The sequence below is a fragment of the Bacteroidetes Order II. bacterium genome, assembly GCA_016788705.1.
Lineage (GTDB): Bacteria > Bacteroidota > Rhodothermia > Rhodothermales > UBA2364 > UBA2364.
The window spans coordinates 13,815-37,912 of record JAEUSQ010000058.1; the positions used below are offsets into that span (position 1 = coordinate 13,815).

A 24,098-nucleotide genomic window follows, 5' to 3' on the forward strand; every position below is an offset into this window, starting at 1 on the left:
TATTGGGCTTTTGCACCAGAAAGTAGGCTTTTGGGTTGGGCTTACCAAGTGGAATATGGGAGAAAAATGGGGGTTATAGAGCAACTTAAGGAAACGTCCGGAATATGGTGGCACGCATACCCAATTCCAATAAGAGCAGTAACAAAGCGGGCCAAAGAAAATAAGGATACAATTCTACCGCGTCGGTATAGATGCGTTGTTCAATTTTGGTTTTTTCTAAATTACTAATTTCTTGATAGATGGATTCTAAGGCACCATCAGTAGTGGCTCGAAAGTACTTTCCACCCGTATTCTTGGCGACATTCTGCAACATGTCTTCGTCTATCTCTACAGGTACCTGAACCGTTTGACGACCAAAAAGCGGGGAATCCATCGGGTAGGGAGCAGTGCCTTTTCGTCCAACGCCAATGGTATAAACCCGTACATCCATGCTCGAAGCCACCTCCGAGGCCGTAACCGGATCTATGACACCATGATTGTTTTGTCCGTCGGTGAGCAATATCACTACTTTGCTTTTGGCTTTAGCATCGCGCAAGCGGTTTGTAGCCGTTGCAAGAGCGGTACCAATTGCTGTTCCATCTTCAATCACATCCATCTGTACATCAGCCAGCATATTTTGGGCAAAGTCATAGTCTAGGGTAAGAGGGAACTGTGTGAAAGCTTCTGCTGCAAAGACGATCAGCCCTACGCGGTCAGATATCCGACTGGCAATAAACTCAGAGGCCACCCGCTTGGCGGCCTCAAATCGGTTGGGTTCAAAATCCATGGCCTTCATTGAAGTAGAGACATCCATCACCATCATGATGTCTATCCCTTCGGCAAATTTCTCGTTCGAGGTGTGAGTGGCTTGGGGCCTTGCAAGAGCAATAATTGCCAGCCCAAAAGCGATATATCGTAAGGCCGTTGGAATCCATTGCAGGCGTATCCGCCAAGAACTGGGTACGCTCCGTAAAAGCGCTACATTGCTAAACCATAATCCTACTTGGCCCTGTCTTTTTTTCCACCAAAACCACAAAAAAAGAAGGGGAATCAGGCTCAGGAGAGCGAGGAACCAAGGCTGGGCAAATTGATCTATGCGGGGTAAAATCATGATTTATGGGCTTTTTTACGGTTTTGGAGTGCATCAAGCAAGGCCGGAAGCAGGTCTCCTGCTTTTCCGGTCAGCACCATGTCCATCTGGGAAGCGAGCGCCGACGGGGCAATATTGACCTCCGCAATGAATGCACCCGCACGTTTGGCGACCCGTGGCAAGTGCGCCGCCGGATATACCAGTCCGCTGGTGCCAACAGAAAGTACCACGTCCGCCCGTGTCGCTGCTTGCCAAGCCGCATCTAAGGCCTCTTCTGGCAGTGATTCGCCAAACCAGACCACTGCCGGGCGTACCAAGCCGCCACACGCCCTGCAACAAGCCACTTGGCCCGACGCTATTTCCGCGAACACTGCTTCGGGAGCATCTAAGCCACATTCGATACAATGAAACTGCTGAATATTGCCATGAAGCTCGATTACACGATCACTTCCTGACCGTTGGTGCAACCGATCCACATTTTGTGTCACCAAGGTAAACACACAGAAAAACCCGGCCAATGCCGCCAATGCCTGATGGCCAGGATTGGGGGAGGCGGCCAGTGCCGCCTTCCGACGCGCATGATACCAGCCTTGTACCAAACGTGGGTTCCGCCGAAAAGCACCTTCGTTTGCCAAATCTTCCGGTCGGTATTGATCCCAATATCCGCCCGGATCACGAAACGTAGCCAACCCACTTTCTGCACTGATTCCAGCGCCCGTGAGTACCAAAACCTGTTCTGCAGTGTACATTTTTTGAATCAGCAATTCTGGAATCATGGCGTAACCTCTGGCACTACGGGTGGGCTTGGAGTGGTTGGTACGACAGGGTGCAAGAGCTGTTCGATTGTTGTAAGTAATTCAATGGCTTGCTTTAATGCCTGTGGATGAACCGCTGGCGTCGGTTGGAAGTCTGCAAATTTTACCAAATCCGATAAGGACAAGAGGGAGTCAATTTCACCAATCAAAAGAGGGGAGAAATGTATCCGCAAATGCCGGTCTTCCTTTGCCTTTAATCGAGCCAATAATTCTCCTGTAGTGGATTCAAGTGCAGGAATCCGAAGCGACTTTTCCAAATACATGCGCACTACTTCAGAAATTTCGGTGTAATACGCTTTAATTCGTTCTTGATCCGTTAATTCCCATGACGCCAATGCCTGAAGGCGTGTCAATGCACGCTCGAACAGGGTCAAGACTGGGATAGGTTCTGGTAATGGATGATCTTGTTCTGTTTTTCTCCAGTACTTACGCCATATCCACCATCCAGCAAGCCCCAAGATGAATAGGGCAAGCCCCATCCATATCCAGAACATCCAATCTGTCCCAAATGCTGTGATCGGAGTAATATCTTTTAATTCTTGTGCTTGCTTAGGAACCACGCCCTGTATGATTAAAACAAGCGGCGCGGTCTCTTGCCAAAGGGTATCTTGGCCGGCGACTAAGCCAAAGGGCAGCCGGACCTGAACCGAATCCACCCCAAAGACCGCAGATTCAAACCGGATAGCCGTTACTTCGGGACCATTATTTGTACGGCTTTTTTCACGGGCCACTTCGCGCAACAAGTCTGTATCTCCCAGTTGCTTCCCAATAGGAGGCGGGATCAATTTTTGGCCAGTGCCCACTTGAACCAAAAAGGTTAGTTCAAACCGTTGCCCATTCTGCACGGAGTCCACCGTAGCCTCCAACCAAGCCTTTTGTGCCCAAACAGGAGCCAAGAGACCTAAACAAAACAGCAAGATGCCTACCCATAAACATTGTCTGAAGCGATAGGTTGTGTTCATAACTTGGGAATAAAAGGAGGTATTTCTGTTCGATATTGCTCAAATGCTTGCCCAAATGTATCCGCTAATATTTTCTCTTCGCGGATCAAATGGATATAGGTGCCCCAAACAAAAAAGAGGACGCCCATAACAAATCCGGTCCATGAACTGACTGTGATACCAGTGGCAAACAACAATAAAAACCACCCTACCATCATTGGATGGCGGATAACCCCATAAGGGCCTTCGCGTACCAAACGAAACGGCTCTGCAGGTTCAAACCGTACAGGTGGCCTAAAGCGAATGTATTGGTGTGCCCGTACAATCAACCACCAACCACTAAATCCCAATGCCAGAGAGACCACACCAAAAAACCATTGAAAAAAGAATGAAACATTAACTAATGGTACAAAAACAGGGCGCTGGATTCCTATACAAACAACAAAACCGAGTATCTGAAGAAAACTCCCCAGCAATGAATGGCTCCGCCGAAGTCCAGGGTGAATCGGAACCAGGGCCTGATACAAAAAGGTTATAAAAAACAGAAACCAACAAACCACCAGACCGCTAAAAAGCAAGCGCTGAATTAACTCGGTTTCCATATATACTTTAATTTGGTTATAGATAAAACTAACGGCGCCGATGCCGTTCTCTAAAATACCGCGACAAAGGCTCAATATAGCTTTCATCGGTTTGTAATGCGATCAGGTCCACCTGCATTTTACGGAATCGTTCTGCGTATGCAGTGTCTCGGTTCCGCACAAACGTCCATAACCGTTTCTGAAAGTCTTTGCTCTTTGTATCACAAACCAACGTTTCTCCCGTTTCGGTGTCGGTGACCTGCAATAACCCCAATGCGGGTAATTGTTCTTCACGCTTGTCCGAAATCCGTATGGCAACGGTATCGTGACGACGACCCAGAATCCTTAATGGACGATCATACCCCTCGTTCAGGAAGTCGCTCAAAATCAACACAATAGACCGACGACGCAGCGTATGCAGCAAATGCTCTAAGGCAATAGCAATGTTCGTTTGGTTGGAAATGGGCTGAAAAGCATATAAGTCCCTAATAATCCTCAGGACATGCCGCCTACCTTTTTTGGGGGGGACAAACAATTCTACGCGGTCACTAAAAAGCAATAATCCCACTTTGTCATTGTTCTGAATGGCACTGAAGGCCAAGACTGCACAGACTTCCGCTGCCAAGTCTTTTTTGAACATGTAACGCGAACCAAAAAGCCCCGATCCCGAAATATCCACCGCCAGCATCAAAGTTTGCTCCCGCTCTTCCTGGAAGACCTTCACATAGGTTTCGTCCCCACTCCTTGCTGAAACATTCCAATCTATGGTACGGATATCGTCTCCAAACTGATAAGGACGTACTTCCACAAATTCCATTCCTCGCCCCTTAAATGCAGAGTGGTATTCGCCCCCAAATAGGTTGGAGACAATCCCTTTTGTACGGATTTCCAACTGACGGACTTTTCGGAGAATTTCGCGTGGGACCATGGCACGAGGATATAAAAAATACGGAATGGCGTAATATACAAAGCCCTCACCGGAAACCGATGAGGGCACAATTTGCGGAGGGGGAGGGATTCGAACCCCCGGTACCTTTCAGTACGTCGGTTTTCAAGACCGGTGCAATCAACCGCTCTGCCACCCCTCCGGAATCCATAAATATACATATCTTGACTTTCTGCTAAAAGCAAGCCGTATCCACATATGAATTATGTTGCGGAAGGGGCGGGATTCGAACCCGCGGTACCTTTCGGTACGTCGGTTTAGCAAACCGGTGGTATCAGCCACTCACCCACCCTTCCGGAATTACGCTTAATGCCGTAAGACCCGTAATATAAAACTTTTTGGACAGCTTCCGCAAGTAGAAATGACTAAAAGCATCTCATCACACCAACTTTATTTACGCACTCGGGCTGCTTTCATGCGTGCAAGTGCCAATACCAGATTCGCCACTCCAAGAATAAATAAAATTTGGTTAAACGTTCCGTTACGCAAGTATTCAACCAATGCAAATACCAGCATTGCCAGCCCCAATCCTAGTGCTAAAAAGCCCGTTACTTGCCGTGGTGGGTGTTGCTGTGGAGTTGGATTTTCCATTCCTTAGAAAATTTGGGTTACCATTTATAAGCGGCATTGGCCTGTGGATGATAACTGGATGATACAAAAAAGGCACTATCGAAACAATAGTGCCTTTCAAAGAGAGATATCGTAGCCTGCTTATCCGAGTGCATCTGCGCCAGAAGAAACCTCGATGATTTCCTTGGTAATTGCGGCCTGCCGTTCGCGGTTATATGTCAATTTAAGCTGACGCAATAATTCACCTGCGTTGTTGGTGGCGTTTTCCATCGCGACCATCCGTGCACCTTGTTCGGCTGCATTAGACTCTAGGCACATCCGCCAAAGCTGAAGATTTAGATACCGAGGAATCAATTCATTCACCAATGATGTGGCATCCGGTTCAAAAATATACTGATCTTTGAAGTTCTTGGTCGGATGATACTGATGGGCTTCATCGGTAAACTTTTCCATCACAGGCGTTATAAATCGCTCGTGTGGAATAGGAAGAAAGGGTTCCGCTATCAAGTTCTGAGAAATTGTATTTCGGAACTCATTATAAACGATCACCACTTTATCCCACTTACCTTCCAGATATCCTTCTCGGATCAGGTCTTCTACCTCATCGTTGTGTCGGATGTTTAGGTTTTGGAAATACCCACGATAGTCACCAATCAGTTTGGCGCCACGTCTAGCAAAATAATCATGTCCTTTACGCCCCAAGCACAGCATAAACAAATTGCCATTCGCCTCAAATTCCGCGTATTCGTCTTTAATGAGCGCTTCCGCTTTTTTGATGACATTGGTATTAAATGCACCAGCCAACCCACGGTCTGCCGAGATCAAAACGATCAAGACATTGTTCAGTTCTGTATGAGGCTTGAGCAAAGGATGCGTTTCTGGATCAATGCTGGCCTGCATTTCGGAGATGAACTCGTGTATTTTGAACGCATAGGGGCGCGTAGCAAATATCTGTTCTTGTGCCTTACGCAACTTAGAGGCCGCTACCAACTTCATGGCAGAGGTAACCTGCTGGGTGTTGATAACCGAGGCGATCCGGTTGCGTATTTCCTTTAAGTTTGCCATGTATTTCTAACGATTCTTCAGAGTAAAGAAAGGAGCCACTTCCCAAAACCTAACCTTATGCCCCATAAACGTTTAGCAAATCTTTGGCCGCTCCTTCGATGACTTTTGCTTCTTCGTCGCCCATTACACCGGATTGGGTGATGGCGTCCATCTGGGTCGTATAGCGGGTGCGCAAGGTTTCGTTTAATTCTTGTAGGAACGGACGAACTTTTTCGGCAGGGAGTTTATCCAAGATACCTTTCCCAGCCAAGTATATTTCTGCAATCTGGTAAGCAACCCCCATGGGCTGAAACTGTCCTTGTTTGAGCATTTCAACCAAACGCTCCCCACGGCGCAACGTGGCTTGGGTGGACGCATCCAAGTCCGATCCAAACTTTGCAAAGGCTTCGAGGCTTCGGAAGTTCGCCAAGTCCAAACGTAACGTACCAGCCACTTTCTTCATCCCTTTCACTTGAGCGTTCCCCCCAACACGGCTTACCGAAATCCCTACGTTAATGGCCGGACGCACCCCAGAGTTAAAGAGGTTAGACTCCAAGAAGATCTGTCCGTCGGTAATCGAGATAACGTTCGTTGGAATATAGGCCGAAACGTCGCCCGCTTGGGTTTCAATTACCGGAAGTGCGGTCAGCGACCCCCCACCTTTCACTTTATCCCGTAGCGATTCTGGGAGATCGTTCATGTTCTTAGCCACTTCATCTGCGCTAATAATCTTGGCCGCACGCTCCAGTAATCGGCTGTGCAGATAGAAAACATCGCCCGGATAAGCCTCGCGACCGGGTGGGCGGCGGAGGAGCAACGAAACTTCGCGGTAAGCAACGGCCTGCTTGGAAAGGTCATCATAAATGACGAGTGCATGGCGTCCGGTATCGCGGAAGTATTCTCCGATGGCTGCACCTGCAAAAGGCGCAATAAATTGTAACGGAGCGGCGTCTGAGGCAGGTGCATTTACAATAACGGTATATTCTAAAGCACCATTTTCTTCGAGCGAACGCATGACCTGTGCAACCGTAGAAGACTTTTGACCCACTGCCACATAGATACAAAAAACGGGCTTATTGGTCTTGTGGGTGTCTTTCTGGTTGATGATGGTGTCCACCAATACGGCTGTTTTACCCGTCTGGCGATCCCCAATCACCAATTCACGCTGCCCACGACCAATCGGAATCATGGCATCAATGGCCTTGATCCCCGTTTGCAAGGGTTCTTTTACAGGCTCCCGAAATACAACACCCGGCGCAATCCGCTCAAGGGGCATTTCATAGGTTTCGCCAGTGATAGGGCCTTTTCCGTCGAGTGTATTACCGAGCGGGTCAATAACACGACCCAGCATGGCCTCGGAAACGCGGATAGAAGCAATCCGCTTGGTGCGGCGTACTTCGTGGCCTTCTTTTACATGGTCGCTTTTACCGAACAATACGGCGCCCACGTTATCTTCTTCGAGGTTCAGTACCATTCCGGTCACACCGGAAGCTGTAAACTCGACCAATTCTCCGGCCTGAACGTTCGAAAGGCCATAGATACGGGCAATCCCGTCCCCCACTTGGAGTACGGTGCCAACTTCATAAACATCCGTTTCGCTTGCGAAATTACCTAATTCGCTGGTAAGTACAGCTGTAATTTCATCTGGGCGGATTGCAGTTGCCATGTTTATTCTCTTTCAAAAGGTGATTATGCGGTTTGTTTGACTTTCACGTTCAGGTTTTAGGTACGCCCTCAATTGTTCAGAAAGGAACCTTTCAGCAAACGATCGCGAAGCGCATTGAGTTGTGTCTTCACACTGCCATCGTAAACAATGTCCCCGATGCGGACGACCGCCCCGCCGATGAGGCTTTCATCTGTTGATACATGTAGCTGTATATGCATTCCCGTCAGTTTTTCCAGTTCCTGCTTCAAGGCCGCTTGTTCGTCGTTACTTAGTGGAACGGCTACCCGTGTTTCGGCCACCTGAATATTCTGCTGGATGTTTCTGAGTTGCTGATAGGCGTCACAAACCTCATGGATCATGGCTTCGCGTCCTTTCTCTACCAGTAACAGCAAGAAGTTTTGGAAGCCAACAGAGACCCTATCACCCAGTAGTTTTCGGATGACAGCTTCTTTTTTTTCGCGATTGACGACTGGACTTAAAAAAAACAGGGTCAAAGGCCGAGACGTGTTGAGGGTTTGCAACAACAAAGATACGTCGGCATCCACAGCCGTCACCTTTTGTTGTGCATTGGCATCTGCAAACAGGGCTTGTGCGTATCGCCGGGCTATATTCTGGCTCATGTTTTTTTGTTTTTCTGCTTCTTCGATGGCGATTGTACACCACCAAAGAATCGAATTAATTTTTGGATAGATCCTTAATGAAATGATCCACCAATTGCCGTTGCTTCGGAGAATCCAGATTTTCTTTTACAACCTTCTCGGCAGCCATAATAACCAGTGTAGCGACCTCGGCCCGTAGGACTTCAAGTGCGCCTTGTTTTTCACGGTCAATCTCTGCCTGTGCCAGTTCTTGCATCTGTTTGATCTGTGCTTTGGTTTTTTCTTCCTCGGCTTTGCGTAATGACTCGGCTGCTTCACGGGCATCGCGAATGATTTGCTGTGCCTGAAGTTCAGACTCACGGCGCGCTTTCGCATTGTCCTCGGAAAGTTGCTTGGCTTCTGCTAGTGCTTTTTCGGCACGTGATATAGAGAGGGCAATGGTTTCCTCCCGTTCAGCCAAAGACTTTGTGATGGGGCCCCAAGCATATTTGCGTAACACAAACATGACGAGCGAGAAAACAATAATCAGCCAAAAGGCCAGACCTAAATTGGGCGATACAATGCCACCAGCAATGATGAGGGTCATGATAATTAAACAATAAACGTGAAGGGTTCAGATCAAGGTCTGCCAGAAGTAGAGGTACTTCGCAATGGTCGTAGAAGAGCAAGATGGCCTAGCTCCTCTACGACAAAACGCTATGGTTAACTTAGAGCGCGAGCAATAAGCAAATTACGAGTGCGAAGAACGCAGCACCTTCGATAAGGGCAGCAGCTACGATCATCAGGGCGCGCAGGTCACCCGTTGCTTCCGGCTGACGTGCAGCACCTTCGAGAGCAGCAGCAGCCAAACGTCCAATGCCTAAACCCGCTCCGATTACTGAAAGACCGGCACCGAGACCAGCGCTAAGAAGACCGATGTTTTCCATGTTGTTACCTTTCGTAGTTAGTTATGTTGTTAGGATAATGTTTTGGTTCTTATTGAGAAAACCGATTAATGCGCGTGTGCTTCGTCATGGTGGTGTTCTTCTGCCGCCATTCCGATAAACAATGCAGAGAGCATCGTGAATACATAGGCTTGGATAAAGGCGACCATGATTTCAATCATATTAATGAAGAAGGCCATAAACACACCTAAGGGTGCAACCCCATATGCGGCCACGCTACCAAACTTTACGTTGAATAAAAAGATAAGGCCGATGAAGTTCAGGATAACCAAGTGTCCGGCGGTCATATTTGCAAAAAGCCGCACAGCCAATGCAAAAGGCTTGGTGAAGATGCCCAAGATTTCAATCGGAATCAAAATGGGTTTCATCCAGATAGGAATACCCGGAGGCCAGAAAATGTGCATCCAATAATCTTTCGTGCCAGCCTTCTGCGTAATGAGAAACGTGAAGATCGCCAGAACAGCTGTTGTGGTAATATTGGCTGTTGCCGTACCGCTAAATGGAATAAGCCCGAAAAGGTTCGCAAAAAGAATCAGGAAAAAGCACGATAGTAAATATGGCATGTATTTGTCGGCATTCTTACCGAGATTCGGACGGGCCACATCGTCACGCACAAACAGCACAAGGGTCTCGAACATGTTCTGGAAAAGCCCTTTAGGCGCAGAAGTACGTCCAACACCTTTTTTGTACCGATTGGCAAGCGAGATAAAAACAATACAAACCAAAATGGCTGCGATGATCATGAAAACCAAATGTCTTGTAGGGGAAAAGTCCACCACAAGGGTCGCATGTGTTGCTACAATGTCTGCATGAAGGTAATGGTGTGGGTCTAGTGCCTCTGTACTGGTATCATGGTTTTCGTGTTCCGCTTTCTTGGTCGTTTCGGCTTCAGAAATAGCATAGTTACCCGAAATCAAGGCATTGCCCGTACTGCCATAAAACTCTAAGCCATATGATCCATTTGCATCCTTCACTAAAAAGATACGGGGCAGTTCCAGCAAGCCTGCCGGTGAAAAATCTAAATAATTCCCATCCGCTGTGTGGCTCACGGCATCAAAATCGCCGTCACCTCCGGCAAAAACAGGAGCACTCCCACAAAAAGCGGTTAGGATCAGGCCCAGAAACAAATGCTTGAACTTCATACGTACAACAGATGGTTTATTCAATTCTATTTTTTGCTTTCGAATAGAGCCGATACGTATCAAACGCAATGCCGGCAAGCAGAGACAATAACATGGCAGGTATAAAAACCTCTTTCTTCACAGGCAGAAACAGAACAATCAGAACTGCCATAATCGAAACGCCTATAAACCGCAATGCCATGCTACCAAGAACCAATGTCAGAAACCGTTTTACATCCTGTCCTATCCCACGTCTTGTCAACCAAAAATTGGTTATTGCGCTTAGAAGGCCTACTCCTAACCCCAACACCAAACTGAATAAAACAGCATTTTCTGTCATGAGTGGTTTTAAACATAAGTTGTTGATAGCGTAGCCAAAATAATTCAGCAACCAAGCCAGACGGGAAAGCGGGGGGTGAATTCTAAATGAGACCGGAATGAATACTAAATGAATGCCTATGCTTTTTAAAGATTTGGATCAAATAAGATGAAGGACTTCCGAAGACGAGATGATTCTTTTGTCTTGAAAGCTGTTCTAAGAAAAGGCCCTTCCGAAATAGTTTGTTAAGAGACCTGATCTTTTGTTTTTTTTTCGGCCTTGGCATCCAATTGTTTCCAGACCTTGTACAGCAAGGCCACCATAGAAAGCATCGCAAAGGCAGCACCAATCAGTAGGAACAAGGGCTTGGTATGCCACATACCATCCAGCCAATAACCCAATCCGATAAAAGCGAGAAAAGAAGTACCGATTTGAATACCCAATTGCATGTATTCATTGCCTGCTTTGGGGTGCCGCCGAATTTCTTTCCGTTTCGGAGATATGTTTCCCATAGTGATGATAGTGATTCTTGTTTATTACAAAAAAGCGCATGCCGCAAGTACAACATACGCTTTACTCTAATAAGTAGCTAAGGTCAAAACACGAGGTTCATCGAACCTTGTTCATTCCAACGCCTGGAGCTGCCGCAAAACGTTCTTTGCTTGCCCCTGGTTTAGGGTCTGTAGAGGCTGGAAAGGCGGGGGCTTCTGAAGTGGGGGCTTCCATGATGGTCATGGAGCATTTTCCGGTGAAAGAAGCGCCATCTTCCACAGATAACTTCTTGGTGGAAATATTGCCATCCACTCGGCCACCCGATTTTAGCGAAAGACGCTCGTCGCAATTCACATCTCCTGTAATTTTGCCTGCAATATCCGCATTTGTCGCGTTTACCTCCCCTTCCACAAAGCCTTCTGGATTGATAACCAGCCGACCTTCTACAAATATTTTACCAATCACTTTCCCATTAATAATGGTATCGCTTTTGGTACGTAATACCCCTTCGAAGGTAGCACCTGGTCCCACCATGTTTAACTGCATAGGGTTAGGAACCGAGGCGGGTGTTGGACGGGGCGAGGCCGTCTGGGTCGTCTCGTTGGTAGTTTTGTTAAATAATGCCATGATAATCTCCCTGAATAATCTATACTCGTTTAGGTAGTTAGTGTGAGTTTTACCAACCAATAATTGCGGTACGAGGGTCTTGGGCTAGGCCCTCGTGCCAAAGTTCAAAATGCAAATGGGGTCCGCTGGATATTTCACCTGTATTTCCACTCATCGCAATCGCTTCCCGCGACCTTACACGTTCCCCAACCCGTTTCAGCAAACGTCCATTGTGTTTATAGGCCGAAATATAGCCACCAGCGTGTTGAATCACAATCACAAATCCACCTTCGTGTGTCCAATCAGCAAAAGTTACATAACCATCTGCAATCGAACGAACCGTTGTACCTTTCTGAACGGCGATGTCAATCCCATAATGTCCGGATTTTGCCTCGAAACCCCGTGTCACAAATCCTCCCACAGGAGCTGGTGCTGGTAAAGTAATAGGGTTTAAGAACAAACGAATTGGCGGAACGTGGCCATTAGGAACAGACATAATACTAAGGGTCAAGGCAGGTTGTTGATGAGGTATAGAGCGCGAAACGGATACCTCTTTAACCAAAGCCCGTAATTCTGAACTTTTTGAGGCTACAGGTGGTTCCTTGGCCTGGGGGACTGGGTTTATATTGCTTCGCATGGTACCGTCTGAACCACCAAAGCCAGTAACCTTGGGGCCTGAGGCAGTTGTATCAGACTTCACTGCGGTTGCTCGTATTTTAACTTTTGTGGTGTCTGTGCCCAACAAAACTTCGCGAAGTTTTAATAAATATAATTGCTGTGTTTCCAATGAATCTTGCAAAGCTGCCAAACGGTCTGCACTGGTTCTAATAGGATTGTCTCCCCCAGCAACACCCCCAATCACCCATTCCCGTATGGGGAAAATAAGGAATAGCACCACCACGAGCAGAAAGCTCCCCCCCACACTAGCCAAAACCTTGGTCATAAACGGGCGTGGCGCTAGCAAGTACTGCTGCGGCGTCTCCAATCCGTTGACATCCATGGTGATGACCGAAATGTCTTTAGCAGGGTTCCGCCAAAGATCCAGAAGGAATGATTTCATGATTCTGCATATAAAATCCACTTTGAGGAATTGTATTTTCCTAGAGTAGCAATTTATATTGGTTGTTCTGAAAAAACAAAAAATAAATTGAATCTCAATCTAATAGTTTGTCATGCCGCAACACAAATCTGCTGAGAAGCGAGTTCGTCAAAGTGAAAAGCGCCGTCTTCGCAACCGCGTACACAAAAGCCGTGTCCGTACGATGATCAAGAAAGTCAAACTAAGCGAAGACAAAGACAGCGCGCTTGTTTTATTAAATGACGCCAAAGCCTATTTGGATCGTCTATCTGCCAAAGGGGTCATTCATAACAACATGGCTGCAAATGTGAAAAGCAAATTGGATCGTCATGTGAATGCGTTGGCCTGATGAACTGCTAAGCCCGCTCGTTTCCAGCCCATGCGTCCAAAGCGATGGGCTTTTTTTGTTGAATGATTTTTTTGTATAAAAGTTTACGTGCAAACAATTTCCTACAACAAACCTCAATCCCCCGGTGTTTTCATGAACCACGACAACACCGTGTCTGTGTATTATGCTGTGCAAGCCGACGAATCGTTCGACGAGGCCGCAAATGGTGTGTTTAATGCGGTAAAAGAAGCACAAAAGCGGTTCCCAGACTGGCCGCGTGCCTTATACATGGATATTTTCGGTCACGAGCGAGCACCCGGAGTTTTTGACGATGAAATGTTGGAACTGCAACAAGAATTCTTGTTCTCCACCATAGCCCCTTTTGTTACGGCACTCGAAACACCTCTCGTAGATGGGTTAAATCCACATCCGCAACGGAACGACTTGCCTGATGTACTACGTATCGCTGGTTGATCAGCGCGTGGAGACTACGGTGCCAAATTTTTGTAGTTCCATGCTCCCTTGGTGAAGATGATCAAGCAAACTTTCTGGTGGAGGTGGGTGGAGCTTTCGTTAAACAACCGAGTTTTTTTGGTACTCTTCTTTACATTTAAGAAAAAAGTGCTTATTATGTTTCCCAATGGCATTTTAGGCTTTATCATTTGATGAATCTCTTTATCAAGATTAAAATACATTTTAAAGCAATTTTATCTTGATAAAGATAATTGTATTCATCTTCATCAAATCCTTTACGAAATCTAATACATTGTAATACCTTACAATCGCAAATAAACAATTGTGTTAACCTTGACACCGACTCAGGAGATCACCATGAAAAAACAACTTCAAAACCTTCTAACCTTTGCATTTGTGCTGTTTTTGGCAACAGGAATGGCCTATGCACAACAAGGCCGTGTGCATGCTGCACTGATGGGTGGCCTTGCCAGTTATGGCGGCGATAACGATAAGTATCCCGGCGACCTAAATCTTGGTAAAGCATATTTTGATAACGCTGGCCCCAACCTCGGTCTTGAGCTTGGCTATGGCCTTACCGACCAATTAACGGCGTTGGTTCGCGGTGCTTGGGGGAAATATCCCAATATTGAGTCTCGCTTTGCGGCCAATACGCAAGAAGAAGGACGGATTACTGGGGCGTTGTTGCTTCGCTATCAAATTTTTAGTGCACTTGCCAATAAGGCCTTGTCCCCGTACGTACAGTTGGGCGCAAACCTGACCCAAGCATCGAAGCAAACGGATCTTTCATATGCGAAGTCTATTCCTGGTTTAGGATACGGGCCATCACTCGGCCTTGGTGTACAATTCAAAGTAGGCCCTGTAAAACTTGGTATTGATGGCACAAGTTATATGGTTTTCCCAGATGCTGCTGTGGATGCAGCAGATCCAAAGGGCAAAAATTCAGGTATTACTGGTGATAAAGCCAACTTTGACTATTTAAACTATCTTAGTGCAAACCTATCTTTTGATCTGAAAGAAGGCGTGGTCTGTAATCCGGCTTTGGTGACCAACATCAATTTACCCACTGGTTCTGTGAATGCTGGTCAAGCAGCTAACTTCAGCATGGGCGTTGCACCAACCGCGACCGTTCCAGTGTCTTATATGTGGGATTTTGGTGATGGCAATACTGGTACAGGTGCCGCCGTAACGCATAGCTATTCTCGCCCTGGTACCTATACGGTTACATCAAGCGCAATGAACTGCCGTGGAACCGATACCAAAACGGGTACTGTAACGGTTGTAGATCCATGTGCCAGCAACCCAGCTAAAATTTCGGCTGCGAATGCACCCTCAACCTTGGAAAGTGGCAAGAGTGGATCTTTTACCTCCAGTGCTTCAGGTTCTTGCCAGGTGACGTATGCCTGGGACTTCGGCAATGGTGCTACGGCTTCAACAGCGAATGCTTCGTATAGCTTCTCTACACCAGGGACTTATACCGTTAAAGTAACTGCAAAAAATGCTGCAGGAAGTGACACCCGTACTTTCCGCGTTACGGTCAATGCGGCTGCACCACCTCCACAACCTCCTGATCCTTGTTCCAAGGTGACAGAACTCAATTCGGTTTATTTCAACTATGGCGCATCCACCATTGATGCCCAAGCGATGAGCCTGATTGATGAAAACATTACGGCACTCAAAGACTGCCCGAACCTTAAGATTGTTGTCACGGGTTACAGCGATTCTGTAGAAAACAGCATGACGATTGCACAACGCCGTGCAAAAGCCATTGCAGACTACATGACTTCTAAGGGTATTGATGCCAGCCGTATCTCGGTACGTGGTGCAGGTGTTGATCCTAATAACTGCGATAAGGAAGATCCAGGTCGTGGTTGCCGCCGCAACCGCCGTGTAGAAGCAGTGATTATTCGCTAATTCTCCGCGATAAGGCTCAATTTAAGAAGGGAAGTTCCAACGGAGCTTCCCTTTTTCGTTACATTCTTCTTTCAAGTACGTCCTTTAAGGATATTGTCTTTTTCCTCAACGAAACCCTCTCGTAACATGAAACAATGGCTGATTTTATGTATTGCGGCATTCTCTACCATTACCACTCTGGGCCAAACCTCTCCACTGACAGTGGGTAAAATTATGCGAGATCCCAAAACATGGATCGGTGCATGGCCAGGAACGCCATACTGGGCAGAGGACGGAAGAGCCATTTATTTTAACTGGAACCCTAAAGGTAAGTATAAGGCAGACTCCTTGTATAAAACCTCGTTCACCACTCCTTCTGCTCGCCAACTTACAACCCAAGAAAGACGGAGTATCCGCCCAAGTTTTTCTGGCTGGCACCACGCATTTAGCTTGTATAATCCAGACTTTACAAAAAAAGTTTTTACGCATCGCGGAGATTTATACCTTTTAGATACCAAGACGCAAGACGTAACCCAACTTACCCAAACCATAAGTTCCGAATCCGATCCTGCTTTCTCTATGGATGGGCAATATGTGTACTTCCAGAAAGAACAAAACCTCTTCCGGCTTTCGTTGAAAACAGGTTCCGTACTCCAGATGACCGACATCAGAACGGGTGAAGCCCCACCAACGCCCCCTAAGTCCAGCGAGCAAGACAAGTTTCTCCTGCAACAACAACGCAACTTGTTTGCAGTCATTCGTGATAAAACCGAACGTTCAGAACTTTCTGAAGCCTTTAATAAGCGAGAAGGCAAAGCGACTCAAGTATTCCCATCCTCTTTCTATTTAGGAAAAAGAAGCCTTCGGAGCCTCTCTTACGACGGACAAAATCGTTTTGTGGTCTTGAACTTAATTACCCGAAACAGCCAGGCCAAAAGCACGACAGTAGGCACTTACGTAAGCGAAGACGGATATGCTGGCTCTCTCAGAACACGCGCTAAGGTAGGACAGCCCGCTGATTCTTACGAAATGTGGATTATGGATATTAAACGAGATACCACTTACACTGTATCGTTTGCGAATCTACCCGGTGCCGATCGTGTTCCGCAATATCTGACCGAGCAAGGGGTCAAAAAGCTGGAGGGCATCCATAAACGTGGATTTATTCCATATGGCCCGGTATGGAACCTTACTGGAACACATGCTTATATCGAAATACGTACCACCGATAACAAAGATCGGTGGCTTGCGTTGCTAAATCCAGAAACGGGTGAACTTAAGATGATAGAACACCAGCACGATGAGGCTTGGATTGCTGGCCCTGGCATATCGTGGGCAGGGGGCGCCGGTGAAACAGGTTGGTTGCCGGATCATCAGCATGTGTACTTCCAAAGCGAAAAAACGGGGTACAGCCATTTGTATGTGTACAATGTGAACACACAAGAGACCCAAGCCCTCACGTCTGGTAGTTTCGAGGTTTTTGATCCGTATATCTCTAAAGACGGCCAGCATTGGTATTTCACCAGTAGTGAGGGGTCGCCGTTTGAACGCCATTTTTATCGAATGCCTATACACGGCGGGAAACGAGAAAAATTAACCACCCTTATCGGAAAAAATGAAGTGGTGCTTAGTCCAGACGAGAAAAGAATGGCCATTTTGTATTCTTATAGTAATAAGCCGCCTGAAATTTACTTGCAGGAAATAGGTAAAGCGCCTATACAAATCACCTCTTCGCCCACCGACGAGTGGTTGGGTTATCCTTGGAGGGACCCCGAAATCATCATGATCCAGGCTTCGGATGGTAAAGAAGTCCCTGCACGCTTATACAAACCAAAGAAACCAAATGGGGCTGGGGTGCTATTTGTTCATGGAGCCGGATATTTGCAAAATGTACATCGCTGGTGGAGCACGTACTTTCGTGAATACATGTTTCATAACCTATTGGCCGATCTGGGGTACACGGTATTAGATGTGGACTATCGTGCTTCAGAAGGGTATGGTAGAGATTGGCGGACGGCCATTTATCGGCACATGGGCGGAAGAGACCTGCAAGACTTTGTAGATGCTTCTCGGTATTTAACCCAACGCCATCGTATCCCGCCCGAACGTATTGGCATTTATGGTGGCTCATATGGTGGATTCATTACCTTGATGGCCTTGTTTACAGAACCTGAGCATTTTGGCGCAGGAGCTGCGCTTCGATCTGTAACCGATTGGGCGCACTACAACCACCCCTATACGGCCAACATTCTGAATACCCCCGTACAGGATTCACTGTCATACGCCCGTTCTTCGCCAATCAATTTTGCCAGTGGCCTCGAAGACCCTTTGTTGATTTGTCATGGCGTGGTAGATACCAATGTACATTTTCAGGATGTGGTACGATTATCCCAAAAGTTGATTGAATTGGAAAAAGACAACTGGGAGATGGCCTTGTACCCGGTGGAAGATCATGGCTTTGTAGAACCTTCCAGTTGGACAGATGAATACAGACGGATCTTAAAGTTATTCGAGGATCATATTGGCCCCAATCGGCTTCCAAAGAGTCGTTTTCCCAAATAGCACCCATCATGCATTATAAAGCCGGAAGACAAGCATCGCCCGGCTTTATTTTTTAATCAAATTGGGTTTCGTTAATACAATAAATACGGCATTCTTTTTTGCTGGAAGGCGGCGAGTTCCTGGTGCCACGAGCGGATAATCTGTTCAGGGCTTTTTCCTGCCTCCAGCATCTCAATCAAGCGGTTTGTTCCAGCCAATTTGCCCATAAAATCGCGGAGGAAGAATGTTTTTCGGATGGTGGGCGTTGCTTGCGCATAGAAGGCTGCCAGCGTATGGATGCCCACTTCTACGGATTGCAAGGCTAATGGATCGGTCACTTTTAGTTGTACCCCATATAATTTTCGGCCTTGTAATTTGGGTGATGTGGCCATATTGGGAATGCTTTTGGGTACAAAGTTGGTTGGTTGAAATACGACACCGGGCAAGCGTTTGGCGTTCAGTGTATTGGCTAATTGTTGTGCATTGGCCCAAGGCGCCCCAACGGTTTTAAAAGGCTGTTGTGTTCCGCGTCCTTCACTAAGGTTGGTTCCTTCAAAAAAACACATACCCGGATACAAATAGGCGGTTTCTACATCCGGAATATTTGGGCTTGTGCGAACCCAAGGTAACTGTGTTTCCTCCCAGAGCATGGTTCGGTACCAACCTTCTAGTTTCACTACGGTGAGTTGAAGAGAATCCAAGCCGGGCATTAACTTTTCTCCGTGTATCATTTGGGCCAATTCCCCCACCGTCATGCCATGCTGAATCGGAATGGCAAACTGTCCAACGAAGGAGGTAAACCTCGGTTCAAGCATAAAGCCCGATACCCGCATTCCTCCCAGTGGATTTGGGCGGTCCAATACAAGAAATGGAATGTCATTTTCGGCGGCAGCCTGCATGGCCAATGCCATGGTCGAGATATAGGTATAGAACCTTGCGCCTACGTCCTGAATGTCAAAAACCAGCACATCCACATTTTTGAGCATCTGGGCGGTTGGTTTTTTTGTTGCACCATAGAGGCTATACACGGGTAAATTGGTCTGCGGGTCTCTGCCATTTGTGACAGCGGCTCCGGCATCAGCAAGACCTCGGATGCCATGCTCTGGGCCAAAAAGCGTGGTCAGTTTCACATTAGGCGAACGATAAAATAAATCTATAACATGTTGCCCATGAACGACTGCCGTATGGTTGGTGATCAGCCCTACTCGCTTCCCTTGTAATAATTCAAAATTATACATCGCAAGCCGTTCGGCCCCCGTTAGTACCTGAGCATATATTGGATCTGCATCAAAGACCAAAAACCAACTGGCGAAATATAATAGAGAGACAATGCTTTTCATTGGTGAAGGGGTTTAGAAAAAAGAAAACCGGAATCGTAGCAACAAGAAACGATTCCGGTCAATATCAACGATTCTTATCGGCATAATATTAGAGCCGGAAGAGTTTCCTTACCAATTACCCGCAAGTTCCATGCCGGGGAAGAAATAATTGCCCTCCATTAGGGCATTCTCATCTGAGTCGGAGCCATGAATAATGTTCTCACCCACTGAATCTGCATAGAGGCGACGAATGGTTCCTTCATCGGCATTCGCAGGGTTGGTTGCTCCGATCAAGGTACGAAATGCGGCAACGGCATTTTCTTTTTCGAGGATCATGGGTACGCAAGGCCCACTGGACATAAAAGTGGTCAGTTCTTCAAAGAACGGGCGGCCACGATGCACTGCATAGAAGCCTTCCGCCTCGGCTTTGGTCAGTTTAACCAACTTCATGGCCAGCACTTTGAATCCCGCTTCTTCTACGTGCTTAGTAACAGTACCAATCAGGTTTTTACGAACGCAGTCTGGTTTTAAAATGGTCAGGGTACGATTGCTCATAGGGAGTGATTATTTAGATTTTAATTAACTTTGCATAATACATTAACCTACTCTTGTATTTGTCGAAAAATTTGGCAAATACGAAGCTCAAGCGTGCAGTATTTTGCGTAATCCAGTTCCTGTCACCACACCTAACAGCAACCCTCCGGACAGTATCAGCAAGAGATTCATAAAAGCGATGAATAAATTATTGACGTATGGGGAAAGTAGTTTGGTGTAATCCATTGCCAAAATACTCCCCAAAGCCAGTATCCAGCCACTACATGCATAAGTCACCCACCATCTGGCTTTAGGACTATAATCCCGAAGAACAAATATTTGCAAACTTCCAGATAGAATAGCACCCAATACAAGACAAACAGCCAGTTTATAGGGGAGTATCGCTTTGAATAGCAAGTCGAAAGCGACAAAAGGGCTTGTAAGACCGAGAATCAGAAACCAGACCCACTTTAGGCTAATGCCCCCATGTTTTTTGAGGAGCCACCATTGCATGGTGCCAATGCCTGCTCCCATACCGAGGCCCAAGTAGAACTGCATTCCTTCTATACCAATCCCATCTAATATAGACGAGAACAATAAGATGAGCACAACCCCTAAAAACCATCCATAGAACGTGTAGCGTGTCCAAGCTCCCAAAGAAGGAGCCGATAATGAATATTGTTTCATTACATCAATCCTTTTGCCCGGCCACCATCCACAGGAAGCGCAATTCCTGTGATGTAGGCCGCAGGTTTAGAAGCCAAAAAAGTAGCCGCAGCCGCAAATTCTTCCGGTTCCCCCAGCCGTTTGAGCGCGTTGGCTGCTGCCCAATTGGCCTCAACATCCTCACCTGACTGCCCCGTCTGCTGTTCTGTTGCCTGCCGTAACGCCTCCAATCGCTCTGTTTTGGTAAAACCGGGCAAGAGGGTATTGACCGTAATACCCAGCGACCCAACTTCTTCCGAAAGGCTTTTCGCAAATCCCTGCACCCCCGCGCGTGCAACATTCGATAGGTATAGGTTGGGAATGGGTTGTTTGGCCGATATGGAGGTGATCATCAAAATCCGCGCATGGTATTCCTGTACTGCAGCCTGTTTAAGCGCAGGTAGTGCATATCGACACAGGTTTATGGTACTCATCAGGTTCAGTTCTAGTGCATGTTGCCAATCCTGTGCCGAAAAATCACTGATGAAGCCAGATGGCGGCCCTCCTGCATTCGTTATCAAAATATTAAGTTTGCCAAAGTGATGTAAAACGTTGGCTACCGTAGCCTGAACCTCTTGTTCTTGGACCACATCACAACACAGCGGCAAAACCCCATTTCCTATTCTGGCCGCTGCTTGTTCAATTCTTTCGTGGTCTCGGCCACAAATGGCCACCTTTGCCCCTTCGTTGTGGAGGGCTTGGGCAACTGCAAATCCCAGGCCGGTACTTGCGCCCGATACAAAAGCTACTTTTCCTTGAAGTCCTAAATCCATTTTCGTTGATAATTGGCTTTTTTGGATGTCCGTTTTTGGTACTGTTAGGTTTCATGTAAAACCCCTAACGCTATCCATCAATATGAAACGAGAAGTGATCAACACACCCCATGCGCCTGCGGCCATCGGACCCTACAGCCAAGCGATACAGGTTGGAAAAACCCTATATTGTTCTGGCCAAATCCCGATTGATCCCAAAACCAATACTGTTTTGACCGATGCCGACATAGAAAACCAGACCATACAGGTTCTGGAAAATCTAGGTGCAGTACTCAAAGCGGCTGGTATGTCGTATCGCGACGTGGCGCGTTGTGAGGTATTTTTGGCCTCTATGGACGATTTTGCGCAAATGAACGAGGTTTATTCGCGCTACTTCAATGAGTCGCCGCCTGCGCGTGTCACAGTGGAGGTATCTAAACTCCCACGTGGGGTAAAAGTTGAGATTTCCTGTATTGCCGCTCAGGTATAACAAAGGCTAAATGCTGCGTTTATAAAGCGATTGCCCTCGCGGTGGTCGCTTTATAAACGTTTCTTAAATCAAAAATTGACCCTTGCCAGCAGTTTAAGTCGCACATTTAATTCATACTCACGGTTCAATAATAACGAGTTGGCCGTAAGATTCAGGTTTCCGGAAAAAGAATCTGCGCGTAAAAACGGGGTAATGTCTTTGATCGCATCTATGGTTAACGTTACGGTGTCCTCATTTACACCAGAGGGAAAACTCGTTTGGGTAGCTACCTCAAGCGCCGAAAGGCCCGGTGCCGAGAAACTGAGAGTTACCGTTTTTAAGAACGAGATGGGTACGCCTGTTGGGAAAATGACCTCCAAAACAGCCGAGTCTAATGTTCCGGAAGAAAGAGCCGCTTTGGTGAAATTTTGGGCAGCAAGTACGTCTGTGATGTCAATTTTGTTATCAGACGTCAAAGAACGGGTTTTCGTCTGCCCGTCACCACTTGCAAAGGTAAAGAAAAATTCTTTATTGGCGGTTAACGTGACGGTATCCGTAGGTCCAACCGGATCACACCCATTCGATGTCAACAAAAACAATAGGCCCAACAGCCCCCCGATACGATACATCCAATGCTTCATGGTCTTCAATTTGGTTTAATAACGGATCAACGCTTGAACGGTGGTTTGCCTGATACGATCCCGGCCATTTAAAAATCCCAATTCAATCAGGAAGGAATACCCGATTACATTGGCCCCAAGTTGTGTTACCAAGCCCGCAACAGCCTCTGCAGTCCCCCCCGTTGCCAAAACATCGTCATGTATCAACACCCTTTCATTGGCTTTTAAAGCGTCGGCGTGCATTTCGAGGGTGTCAAACCCATATTCTAACGCATAAGAGGCCTGAATGGTTGTGGCGGGTAGTTTACCAGGTTTTCGTACAGGAACAAAGCCAGCATTCAGCCGCTCGGCAATCATTAAGGCAAATAAAAAACCCCGAGACTCTATCCCTACCACTTTTTCAATTCCCCTATTTCGGTATGGCTCGGCAAGGGCATCGGCAGTGGCACGAAGAAGCGCCGGGTCTTGTAAAATGGGCGTAATATCCTTGAACTGTATTCCTGGCTTAGGAAAATCGGGAATAGTGCGGATTACTTGGCTCAGTTGATCGCTAAAGGTCATGGGATTTCTGCAACTTGTTCCACTTCTTTTGGTGGATACAAGATAGAGGCCAAAACCGAGAATGCCAAGATAATCGCGATCACCGCAAGTGAAATTTCCGTCGGAACTTTGTAATAATCTACCATCACCATTTTTGTCCCCACAAACATGAGCACCGCCGCCAAGCCGCATTTGAGATAATGGAAGTATTGCGTAATGCCAGCCAATGCAAAATACAGCGAACGAAGCCCTAAAATGGCAAATACATTGGAGGTATAAACAATAAAGGCATCATCGGTAATAGCAAGAATGGCGGGTATGGAGTCCACCGCGAAAATTAGATCCGTTACTTCTATTAATAACAATACAATGAAAAGCGGGGTTGCGTGGCGTACACCATTTTCGATTACAAAAAACCTTTGGCCATGCAATTGTGAGGTAACGGGCATGAACTTCTTAAAAAGCCTAACCTGTGGATTTTTGTTTGGCTCGAACTGCTTTTCTTTTTGGAGGATCATTTTGAACCCAGTAAAGATCAGAAATGCACCAAATACATAAATTATCCAATGGAATTGTTTAATGAGGGCCACGCCTGCAAAGATAAAAATGGCACGCATGACCAGTGCCCCCAGAATGCCCCAAAATAAAATTCGGTGTTGATATCGAGCGGGTACGCTGAAGTATGAAAAAATGAGTACAAAAACGAAAATATTGTCCACACTGAGCGACTTCTCAATCAAGTATCCGGTTAGAAAAGCAATGCCTTTCTCTTCCCCCATAAAGGTGTAAACCCCAAAATTGAAGACCATTGCCAACGAAACCCAAATTCCACTCCAAGTGAGGGCTTCTTGAATACTTACCTCATGATTGTCTCGATTAAAAACACCGAGGTCTAGGGCCAGCATGATCAAAATGAAAAGGTTAAAGCCAATCCAAAGCCAAGTTTGATCCATTTTAAAGTCCGTTTAATTGTTAGAACGGAACCTAAACGGTTGGGTTTGGCGCATGTTTCAGGATTAAAAATAGTCTAATCTAATATTAAGAGAGGTCTAACACTTCTTACCGAGGGGAGGCCACAATCATGTATGCCTTTCGGCCAGCCGTTACCGTTGCCTGATAGGAATCCAATACA

Annotated in this window: 28 protein-coding genes and 2 tRNA genes; 5 read left to right on the forward strand and 25 right to left on the reverse strand. The window is 46.7% G+C overall.

Annotated features, from left to right (window positions below):
- Positions 1–85: 85 nt before the first annotated feature.
- The 18 genes from JNN12_15040 to JNN12_15125 form a co-directional block, all read right to left on the reverse strand.
- Positions 86–1,090 (reverse strand): VWA domain-containing protein, encoded by a 1,005-nt coding sequence (locus JNN12_15040; GenBank protein ID MBL7979651.1) that lies wholly within the window; start codon positions 1,088–1,090, stop codon positions 86–88.
- The gene (locus JNN12_15045; protein ID MBL7979652.1) at positions 1,087–1,845 is read right to left on the reverse strand and encodes an NAD-dependent deacylase; all 759 of its coding nucleotides are present in this window, start codon (positions 1,843–1,845) and stop codon (positions 1,087–1,089) included. Before JNN12_15045 ends, JNN12_15040 begins: the two co-directional genes overlap by 4 nt.
- Positions 1,842–2,846 (reverse strand): hypothetical protein, encoded by a 1,005-nt coding sequence (locus tag JNN12_15050; protein ID MBL7979653.1) that lies wholly within the window; start codon positions 2,844–2,846, stop codon positions 1,842–1,844. Before JNN12_15050 ends, JNN12_15045 begins: the two co-directional genes overlap by 4 nt.
- Positions 2,843–3,427 (reverse strand): isoprenylcysteine carboxylmethyltransferase family protein, encoded by a 585-nt coding sequence (locus JNN12_15055; protein ID MBL7979654.1) that lies wholly within the window; start codon positions 3,425–3,427, stop codon positions 2,843–2,845. Before JNN12_15055 ends, JNN12_15050 begins: the two co-directional genes overlap by 4 nt.
- 28 nt (positions 3,428–3,455) lie before the next feature.
- On the reverse strand, positions 3,456–4,334 hold the full coding sequence (locus JNN12_15060; GenBank protein ID MBL7979655.1) for a DUF58 domain-containing protein: 879 nt from the start codon (positions 4,332–4,334) through the stop codon (positions 3,456–3,458).
- A gap of 75 nt (positions 4,335–4,409) precedes the next feature.
- A tRNA-Ser gene (locus tag JNN12_15065) sits at positions 4,410–4,494 on the reverse strand.
- Between the two features lie 69 nt (positions 4,495–4,563).
- Positions 4,564–4,648: transfer RNA gene (locus JNN12_15070), tRNA-Ser, on the reverse strand.
- Between the two features lie 94 nt (positions 4,649–4,742).
- Positions 4,743–4,943 carry a hypothetical protein gene (locus JNN12_15075; GenBank protein ID MBL7979656.1) on the reverse strand — a complete coding sequence of 67 codons (201 nt, stop codon included), beginning with the start codon at positions 4,941–4,943 and terminating at the stop codon, positions 4,743–4,745.
- A gap of 120 nt (positions 4,944–5,063) precedes the next feature.
- Positions 5,064–5,987 carry an ATP synthase F1 subunit gamma gene (gene atpG / locus JNN12_15080; GenBank protein ID MBL7979657.1) on the reverse strand — a complete coding sequence of 308 codons (924 nt, stop codon included), beginning with the start codon at positions 5,985–5,987 and terminating at the stop codon, positions 5,064–5,066.
- Between the two features lie 55 nt (positions 5,988–6,042).
- Entirely contained in the window at positions 6,043–7,632 is a 1,590-nt protein-coding gene (locus JNN12_15085) for a F0F1 ATP synthase subunit alpha (GenBank protein ID MBL7979658.1), read from the reverse strand.
- Between the two features lie 68 nt (positions 7,633–7,700).
- The gene (atpH, locus tag JNN12_15090) at positions 7,701–8,252 is read right to left on the reverse strand and encodes an ATP synthase F1 subunit delta (GenBank protein MBL7979659.1); all 552 of its coding nucleotides are present in this window, start codon (positions 8,250–8,252) and stop codon (positions 7,701–7,703) included.
- A gap of 55 nt (positions 8,253–8,307) precedes the next feature.
- The gene (atpF, locus tag JNN12_15095) at positions 8,308–8,817 is read right to left on the reverse strand and encodes a F0F1 ATP synthase subunit B (GenBank protein ID MBL7979660.1); all 510 of its coding nucleotides are present in this window, start codon (positions 8,815–8,817) and stop codon (positions 8,308–8,310) included.
- 121 nt (positions 8,818–8,938) lie between these two features.
- The gene (gene atpE / locus JNN12_15100; protein MBL7979661.1) at positions 8,939–9,157 is read right to left on the reverse strand and encodes an ATP synthase F0 subunit C; all 219 of its coding nucleotides are present in this window, start codon (positions 9,155–9,157) and stop codon (positions 8,939–8,941) included.
- A gap of 65 nt (positions 9,158–9,222) precedes the next feature.
- On the reverse strand, positions 9,223–10,317 hold the full coding sequence (atpB, locus tag JNN12_15105) for a F0F1 ATP synthase subunit A (protein ID MBL7979662.1): 1,095 nt from the start codon (positions 10,315–10,317) through the stop codon (positions 9,223–9,225).
- Positions 10,318–10,333: 16 nt separating this feature from the next.
- Complete coding sequence (locus JNN12_15110; protein MBL7979663.1) at positions 10,334–10,636, reverse strand: hypothetical protein; 303 nt, start codon at positions 10,634–10,636, stop codon at positions 10,334–10,336.
- Between the two features lie 224 nt (positions 10,637–10,860).
- A complete protein-coding gene (locus tag JNN12_15115; GenBank protein MBL7979664.1) occupies positions 10,861–11,127 on the reverse strand; it encodes an AtpZ/AtpI family protein in 267 nt (88 codons plus the stop codon).
- A 97-nt stretch (positions 11,128–11,224) separates the two neighbouring features.
- Positions 11,225–11,734, reverse strand: coding sequence for a polymer-forming cytoskeletal protein (locus JNN12_15120; protein ID MBL7979665.1), 510 nt, complete (start codon positions 11,732–11,734; stop codon positions 11,225–11,227).
- Between the two features lie 49 nt (positions 11,735–11,783).
- Positions 11,784–12,773, reverse strand: a complete 990-nt coding sequence (locus tag JNN12_15125; protein MBL7979666.1) for a M23 family metallopeptidase — start codon at positions 12,771–12,773, stop codon at positions 11,784–11,786.
- A gap of 112 nt (positions 12,774–12,885) precedes the next feature.
- Between JNN12_15125 and rpsT the strand changes: the two genes are divergently transcribed.
- The 4 genes from rpsT (at position 12,886) to JNN12_15145 (ending at position 18,048) form a co-directional block, all read left to right on the forward strand.
- Complete coding sequence (rpsT, locus tag JNN12_15130; GenBank protein MBL7979667.1) at positions 12,886–13,140, forward strand: 30S ribosomal protein S20; 255 nt, start codon at positions 12,886–12,888, stop codon at positions 13,138–13,140.
- Positions 13,141–13,272: 132 nt separating this feature from the next.
- On the forward strand, positions 13,273–13,593 hold the full coding sequence (locus JNN12_15135) for a hypothetical protein (protein MBL7979668.1): 321 nt from the start codon (positions 13,273–13,275) through the stop codon (positions 13,591–13,593).
- Positions 13,594–13,950: 357 nt separating this feature from the next.
- Complete coding sequence (locus JNN12_15140) at positions 13,951–15,507, forward strand: PKD domain-containing protein (GenBank protein MBL7979669.1); 1,557 nt, start codon at positions 13,951–13,953, stop codon at positions 15,505–15,507.
- A gap of 126 nt (positions 15,508–15,633) precedes the next feature.
- Complete coding sequence (locus JNN12_15145; protein ID MBL7979670.1) at positions 15,634–18,048, forward strand: prolyl oligopeptidase family serine peptidase; 2,415 nt, start codon at positions 15,634–15,636, stop codon at positions 18,046–18,048.
- A gap of 71 nt (positions 18,049–18,119) precedes the next feature.
- On the opposite strand, the gene JNN12_15150 is transcribed toward JNN12_15145, so the two are convergent.
- The 4 genes from JNN12_15150 to JNN12_15165 form a co-directional block, all read right to left on the reverse strand.
- Entirely contained in the window at positions 18,120–19,367 is a 1,248-nt protein-coding gene (locus tag JNN12_15150; GenBank protein ID MBL7979671.1) for a DUF1343 domain-containing protein, read from the reverse strand.
- A gap of 108 nt (positions 19,368–19,475) precedes the next feature.
- Positions 19,476–19,901 carry a nucleoside-diphosphate kinase gene (ndk, locus tag JNN12_15155; GenBank protein MBL7979672.1) on the reverse strand — a complete coding sequence of 142 codons (426 nt, stop codon included), beginning with the start codon at positions 19,899–19,901 and terminating at the stop codon, positions 19,476–19,478.
- Positions 19,902–19,988: 87 nt separating this feature from the next.
- The gene (locus JNN12_15160; GenBank protein ID MBL7979673.1) at positions 19,989–20,567 is read right to left on the reverse strand and encodes a hypothetical protein; all 579 of its coding nucleotides are present in this window, start codon (positions 20,565–20,567) and stop codon (positions 19,989–19,991) included.
- On the reverse strand, positions 20,567–21,358 hold the full coding sequence (locus JNN12_15165; protein ID MBL7979674.1) for an SDR family oxidoreductase: 792 nt from the start codon (positions 21,356–21,358) through the stop codon (positions 20,567–20,569). Before JNN12_15165 ends, JNN12_15160 begins: the two co-directional genes overlap by 1 nt.
- 82 nt (positions 21,359–21,440) lie before the next feature.
- Here JNN12_15165 and JNN12_15170 point away from each other — a divergent pair, with 82 nt between their 5' ends.
- Complete coding sequence (locus tag JNN12_15170; GenBank protein MBL7979675.1) at positions 21,441–21,827, forward strand: RidA family protein; 387 nt, start codon at positions 21,441–21,443, stop codon at positions 21,825–21,827.
- Between the two features lie 68 nt (positions 21,828–21,895).
- Here the strand turns inward: JNN12_15170 and JNN12_15175 are convergent, their stop codons facing one another.
- Genes JNN12_15175 through JNN12_15185 form a run of 3 tightly spaced genes read right to left on the reverse strand, consistent with a single transcriptional unit; the run spans position 21,896 to position 23,919 of the window.
- A complete protein-coding gene (locus JNN12_15175; protein ID MBL7979676.1) occupies positions 21,896–22,447 on the reverse strand; it encodes a hypothetical protein in 552 nt (183 codons plus the stop codon).
- 15 nt (positions 22,448–22,462) lie between these two features.
- Positions 22,463–22,987, reverse strand: coding sequence for an adenine phosphoribosyltransferase (locus JNN12_15180; GenBank protein MBL7979677.1), 525 nt, complete (start codon positions 22,985–22,987; stop codon positions 22,463–22,465).
- Positions 22,984–23,919, reverse strand: coding sequence for a TerC family protein (locus tag JNN12_15185; protein MBL7979678.1), 936 nt, complete (start codon positions 23,917–23,919; stop codon positions 22,984–22,986). Before JNN12_15185 ends, JNN12_15180 begins: the two co-directional genes overlap by 4 nt.
- Positions 23,920–24,098: the final 179 nt, after the last annotated feature.